This window comes from Cryomorpha ignava, from assembly GCF_010686655.1.
Taxonomy (GTDB): domain Bacteria; phylum Bacteroidota; class Bacteroidia; order Flavobacteriales_D; family Cryomorphaceae; genus Cryomorpha; species Cryomorpha ignava.
In genome coordinates this window covers 1-692 of sequence record NZ_JAAGVY010000144.1, presented here as the reverse complement: position 1 = coordinate 692, position 692 = coordinate 1, and the positions used below count along the sequence as shown (strand labels likewise).

Sequence of the window (692 nt, the reverse complement as noted above, 5' to 3'; positions counted from 1 at the left end):
GCAAAAGTTCTGGCACAATTTGGAGTGGAAAGATCACATAAGGAGTGGCAACCAGCAAAAAAGATATACCGTAAGATGCGTGATCTAAGCCGCTACAGAATACAGTTGCAAGAGCAGAAAACGGCTTTGTCTAATATAGCGCACAGTAAGGAATATTCGCACAATATCTCTACCGATATCAAGCAAAGCAATAAGAAATTGATTGCTGTTTTGGATAAAGAAATTGACAAGATTAAGTCAAAACTGGAAGACATGGTTGCAACCGATGAGCAGGTCTCAGACTGTATAGAAAAGATATGTACCATAAGTGGTGTCGCTATACAAACCGCAGCTGGCTTAGTAGCCGAGGGAGATGGGTTTTTAAGCTTCACTAATGCAAAACAGTTAACAAGCTTCGCAGGATATGATGTTGTACACAATGAATCAGGAACTTCCATTAAAGGACAGACACATATATCGAAGAAAGGAAATCGCTATATAAGACACTTGTTGTATCATGCAGCCATGTCAGCATCTAAGCACGTTCCAGAATTTAAAAGGTTACGTGATAGAATTTTAGAGAGGACACATATACCCATGAAAGCGCAAGTAGCTGTGCAACGAAAACTACTCATTCTTGTTTATACGCTTTGCAAAAAAGATCAAGAGTATGAACCAGACTATTTTAATAAAAAAATAGCCCAAGCAGAAGC

The 692-nt window shown here is 38.9% G+C and carries 1 protein-coding gene; it reads left to right on the top strand.

Going from position 1 to position 692, the window contains the following annotated elements:
- On the top strand, positions 1-692 hold a 692-nt coding region (locus G3O08_RS20800), incomplete at both ends, for a transposase (protein ID WP_163287365.1).